Genomic DNA, 6,000 nt, shown 5'->3' on the forward strand with positions numbered 1-6,000 from the left:
CTTTTTTTGACAGGCTTTTTCTTCGGCGCGGGAGCTGGTTCTGGGCGCTTTTGGATCAAGCTTTCTAGCGCTGCATGTCTTGGACTTGTTCATTGCGGATTGTCATGTTCATGCTGATTTTCATCCTGACTCTGAACAACTCAATGTTTGATCCCGATGTCCAAGCCCTCTCCTGTAAACGGGAGAGGGTCCAAGGCCTGATGCCTAGACGTGCAAGCGACCGATCAGACTGACCAGGTCGGCCTGGCGGCTAGTGTCGGTTTTGCGAAACAGAGCGCGCAGTTGCGTGCGCACGGTGTTGATGGACACGCTCAAACGAGCTGCACAGTTTTCCGGAGTGAGTCCCTGAGCCAGTAGTTCAGCCAGGCGCTGTTCGGCCGGCGTGAGTTGGAAGAGCTCGGACAGCAGCTGAGATTGTGGCTGGTTTTCCAGCAGTGCCAGCAGCACCAACGGTATTTGAAAGTGGCGGTTGAAAGCCACTTCGGCCGGGACCGGCGTGACCAGCAGCTCCTGCGGCTGGGTGGGGTTGAGGCACAGCCAGCCGGCGCGGCGCCTACCGTCCTTGCCGGCGGCGCGGCGGATCAGCGCTAGCAGGTGGGTGTCCTGACTCTTGCTGTGCAGGCGATTGAAATGTTCATAGAGCGGGAAAGTGCTCTGGCCCATGTGTCGCGCCGCCATCTGGTTGCAATAGAGTACATGACCGTCGCCGTCCAGCAGCCAGAGCGGGGCGCGATGGTGGTCCAGCAGCAGGTCGCGTGTGGCCAACTCCAGTTCCAGGCGGTTGACCTTGTTGGACAGTTTGGCGGCCTTGAGCAGGTGCGGGCTAACACGCAGCAGCAAGGCCTGCTGTTGGGCGGTTGGCAAGGGCGCGCCGACCTCGTTGAGCACGGTCAGGTAGATGCCCGCATCGGCCTGTTCTTCTAGCTTAACGCAGGAGAGATTATGCAGCCCGAAGGGGATGTAGAACTCCTGATAATAAGGGTCGCGCCGAATGCGTTCGGGACCGAAATCCATGAGGTCGTTGTACCAGTCACCCACTTTGTGGGAGCGGATGAGGACAAGGCCCGGATCCAGATTGCAGTAGTGGCGGTTGTAGACGTCGATCGCGGCGGGGTCGCACAGGTTGAGCGTGGTGGAGGCGTGAGTGCCGCTCTTGCGGTAATCGGTGAAGAGCAACAAGCCCTGCTGTCGCCCGCTGGCCGCGACCAGTCGTTCGAGCAGTGGCCGCCAGGCGGAGTTGTCCAGCACGCACTCATAACAAAGGACGACCAATTCGTCGTAGGCCTTCTGTTCATCCAGTCGTGGCAAGGGCAAGCCTCCCTGCTAGCGGTTGGCGTAGCGCCGTCGAACTTGCGGGCGCTACGTCTTCATATGGCGCATGGTCGAGCTTTCTGCAATACCGGTGGTCGGGAAAGGGGCTTGTGCGTGGTTCGATTATCAGACGAAAGGTTTGTCTGATCATTCAAACGGATGAGGGAGAAGTGGGGGGCTGCGAACTAAAGTCATGACACCGTAAAAATCTCGGATGTATAAGGGGTTAGGTCATGGCAATCATAAATGGTAATGAAAGCGCCAATACGCTGACGGGCGGCTCTGCGGCCGACACCCTCAATGGTCTGGGCGGCAATGACACACTCTTGGGCAACGGTGATAACGACACTTTGGATGGTGGTACCGGCAATGACCTGCTCATAGGCGGACGCGGCAGCGATACTTACCGTTTCGGTCAGGGTTATGGCTTCGATGTGATCGACAATTCCGGTGGCGCCAACAGCGACGTCGACACCATTCGGTTGACCAATCTCAACGCCAACCAGATCCGCCTGACCCGGATCGGTAGCGACCTGGTGCTCAGTGTCCTGACCACTGGTGAAACCCTCACCGTGAGCCAGCACTTCCTCGATGCAGACCACGCGATCGACCGAATTCAGTTCGCAGACGGCAGCCGCTGGAGCGCCAGCGATATCCTGGCCAATCTTTTTTACCCGCCCGTCGTGCCAACCAATGGCGCTGACGTGATCAACGGCAATCCCGGTGATGACATCCTCCTGGGCTTGGGTGGCAACGATACATTGTTGGGTAATGGCGGCAACGACACGCTTGATGGTGGCAGCGGCAATGACCGTATGGAAGGCGGCGTGGGCGATGACACCTACATGGTCGATGCCGCCGCCGATGTGGTGGTGGAAGCGAACAACGCCGGCGATGATCTGGTGCAGGCCAGCATCAACTACAACTTGGGCAGCAATGTCGAGCGCCTTACCCTGACCGGCAGCGCCAACATCAATGGCACCGGCAATGGGCTGGATAACACCCTCAATGGCAATACGGGCAATAACATCCTCGATGGTGGAAGCGGTAACGATCTGATCCAGGGCGGCGATGGTGACGATACGCTGCAAGGCGGGGCAGGGAATGACAACCTCTCGGGTGATGCAGGCAACGACCTGCTCGACGGCGGGAGCGGCAACGACAGCATGGCAGGTGGCAGCGGCAACGATATTTACATCGTCGCGCAGGCCGCAGACGTGGTGTCCGAACAACCCGGAGACGGCACGGATACCGTCCGGTCCTCGGTAAACTACAGTCTGGGCGCCAACCTGGAAAATCTGGAGCTCACTGGAAGCAGTAACCTCAACGGCACCGGCAATACCCTGGCCAACCGCCTGACGGGGAACACCGGCAACAACCGCCTCGATGGCGGCGCGGGGGATGACGTGCTGGCTGGCCGTCGTGGTAACGACACTTACCTGTATGGCAGCAATTATGGTAACGACGTGATAGATAATAGCGGCGGTGCCGCCGCCGATATCGATACGGTGCAACTGGTTGGGCTCAATAGCGGCAACGTGCGTTTTGTGCACATCGGCAATGACCTGCAGATGGTCGTGCTCGCCACCTCACAGACCCTGACCGTGAAAAACTTTTATCTGGGCGCCGATTACGAAATCGACCGGGTGCGCTTCGACAACAACGTTGTCTGGAACACAGCCACGCTCAAGGCGGCGGCCACCAGCCCGGTCAACGTTGCCCCGACCTCAACCGATGACAGCCAGGTCACACTGGAGGACACGCCGGTCATCCTGGGCAGCGCCGACTTCGGCACCTACAGCGACCCGGAAAACAGCCCGCTTGCAGCGGTGAAAATCACCGGCCTGCCAACGCTCGGCAGCCTGCAGTACAACAATGGCAGTGCCTGGATCGCAGTCGTTCAGGACCAGGTCATCAGCAAGGCCGACCTAGACGCCGGCAAACTGCAATTCGTGCCGGCCCCCGATGGCAATGGCAGCGGCTATGTCAGCATCGGCTTCAAGGTGAGCGACGGCACGGCGTTTTCGATCAATGCCAATACCTTGAGTGTCAATGTCACTCCGGTCAACGATGCACCAACGGTCAGTGGCCCGGTCAGTTTGCCCGGTGGCACGGAAGATACGGTCTATACGATCACAGCCGCACAATTGCTGGCCAATGCCAGCGACGTGGATGTCGGTGAGAGTCTGAGTGTGCAGAGTATCAGCGTCGACCCGGCTGACGGCTCGATCACGGCCACCCCAAACGGCAGTTGGACCTTCACCCCGGCGCTGGATCGCAATGGCCTGGTGAATTTTGCGCTTGTGATTGCCGACAGTGCTGGCGCGACGGTCGCCACTTCGGCCATCTTGAGTCTCGCAGCGGTTGATGATGCTCCCGCCGCAGTGGCCACGGTGACTGCACTGAGCGATGACAGTGGCATCGCTGGCGACTTCATCACCAACATCGAAACCCAGACCTTGAGCGGTACTTACACTGGCACCTTGAACAGCGGCGAGATCATCCAGGTTTCCGCCGATGGTGGCACCACCTGGGTAAATGCGGTGGCCGATAATGCCACCCATAACTGGAGCGCCAGCGGCGTCACCCTCATCAGCAGCGGCACCGGCTTGCTGGTCCAGACCATCAATGCCGCCGGCAACAGCCGCGCCGGCACCGGCCACAGCTACACCTTCGATACCAGCGCCGATGTCGGTAACGACCTGAGAGTCGTTCTCGCCGACAGACTGATCAACAACGTCGAGAAGACCGCAGTCGCCTACAGCGTGACGGGACTCGACGCGGACGCCAGCGCCGTCGTCACCTTCAGCGACTCGACCAATAACCACGTGTTCGGCGTCAATGGCAGTGCCGACCTGTCCAGCCTGAACGATGGCCCGATCAACGTATCGATCGTCGCCACTGATGGCGCTGGCAACAGCGCCAGCGGCCTGACCAGTACGGGCAGCAGCCTGAGTTTCGATGAGTTTTTATCTGATTCGGAACTGACGACGCAGTACCAGAGTCTCGGCGTCACCGTGTCTGGCGGCGTAACTATTCTTAATGAGTTCAACTCCCCATGGCCTGCTCAGTCGGGGGTAAATCTTGTCTACGCTGGATCGGGTCTGATGATCTTCACCTTCGACTCGGCCATTACCGGCAATATCCAAACGGTGTCGGCCTATGTCTCAGGTGCCGCCAATACCGGCCTCTTTGCTTACGACGCCGCGGGCGTGCTGGTAGGGCAAGCGTTGTTGCCGCCTGGGGCTCCAGCAAATACCCGGCTGACCGTGAATTCCTCGGGAGGCCCGGTCGCGCGGCTGGAGATCCACGACGGGGGCGCGACCTTCGGGGTGGATAGCCTTACCTTCAGCACCGCCGGCAGCCTGACGCTGGACACCATCGCCGACACGGGCGGCGACCTGACGGTGTCGCTGGCCGATACCCTTATCACCAATACCGAGAAATCGGCGGTCGCCTACACGGTTACCGGTCTCGATGTAGATGCCAGCGCCATCGTCAGCTTCAGCGATGGCAGCCAAAGCGTCGTCGGCGTCAACGGCAGCGCCGATCTTTCCAGCCTGGGCGATGGCCCGATCAGTGTGTCGGTAACGGCCAGCGACACGGCTGGCAACACCGCCAGCGGCACCGGCAGCACCTTCACCCTCGACACTACCGCGCCGTTGGTGAGCGGTCCGGTGACCCTGGCCGATGGCAGTGAAGATTCCGCCTATATCTTCAGCGCCGAGCAACTGTTGGCCAATACCAGCGACATCGGCAACACGCCGAGCGTGAAGAGCGTCAGCGTCAATCCGAACGATGGCACGCTCACCGACCATGGCGACGGAAGCTGGACCTTTACACCGGTCGCCAACCGCAATGGTGCAGTGGCGTTCAATGTGGTAGTCACCGACGGCGGCAACGACGTGGCGACCTCTGCCAACCTCAACCTGGCAGCGGTTAATGATGCACCCGCCGGTGACGTCATCATCAGCGGCAACGCCACCGAAACCCAGACGCTGACCGCCAGCAACACGCTGGCCGACGTCGACGGCCTGGGTACGGTGTCGTATCAATGGCAGTTGTCGGCCGACGGCAGCAGCAACTGGACCGACATCGCCGGCACCACCAGTAATACACTGGTGCTGAGCAACGCCTTACTCGGCCAACACGTGCGCGTGGTTGCGAGCTACACCGACGGCGGTGGTACGGTCGAGTCGGAGGCGAGCGCAGCCACCGCCGCGGTCGCGCAGCTGGTCAATCAGTTCGAGGGCGACGCCGACAACAACGTGCTCGACGGCACCGCCTACAGCGACATCCTGCGCGGCTTCGGCGGTGCCGACATCCTGAACGGGCAAGCAGAGGCCGATACGCTCGACGGCGGTGACGGTGATGACACGTTGAGCGGCGGTGAAGGTGATGACACGCTGAACGGCGGTAACGGCAACGACACATTGCTTGGCGACAACGGAGCCGACACGTTGGATGGTGGTAATGGCAACGACACGCTGAGAGGCGGTGTCGGCAATGACGTGCTGACAGGCGGCATGGATGGCAGTTTCGATCAGTTGAACGGCGATGACGGCGATGACCAGTTGATGTTGGCTCGGGGCTATGCGTCCGGCGGCAATGGTAACGACATCCTCGATGTGCGCACGGCGCTGGTCGGTGCTGCTGTGAACTTGAGCGGTGACGCGGGCAGCGACATCT

2 protein-coding genes are annotated in these 6,000 nt (G+C 60.4%); one reads left to right on the forward strand and one right to left on the reverse strand.

Features of this window, described 5'->3' with window-relative positions; genetic code table 11:
- Positions 1-204: 204 nt before the first annotated feature.
- Positions 205-1,308 carry a helix-turn-helix transcriptional regulator gene (locus Q8X48_RS22260; protein ID WP_102675206.1) on the reverse strand — a complete coding sequence of 368 codons (1,104 nt, stop codon included), beginning with the start codon at positions 1,306-1,308 and terminating at the stop codon, positions 205-207.
- 236 nt (positions 1,309-1,544) lie between these two features.
- Between Q8X48_RS22260 and Q8X48_RS22265 the strand changes: the two genes are divergently transcribed.
- Positions 1,545-6,000: beta strand repeat-containing protein (locus tag Q8X48_RS22265; RefSeq protein WP_407802781.1), on the forward strand; the 4,456-nt coding region annotated here is incomplete at its 3' end.

This window comes from Pseudomonas sp. QLc11A, assembly GCF_052112305.1.
GTDB lineage: Bacteria > Pseudomonadota > Gammaproteobacteria > Pseudomonadales > Pseudomonadaceae > Aquipseudomonas > Aquipseudomonas laurylsulfatiphila.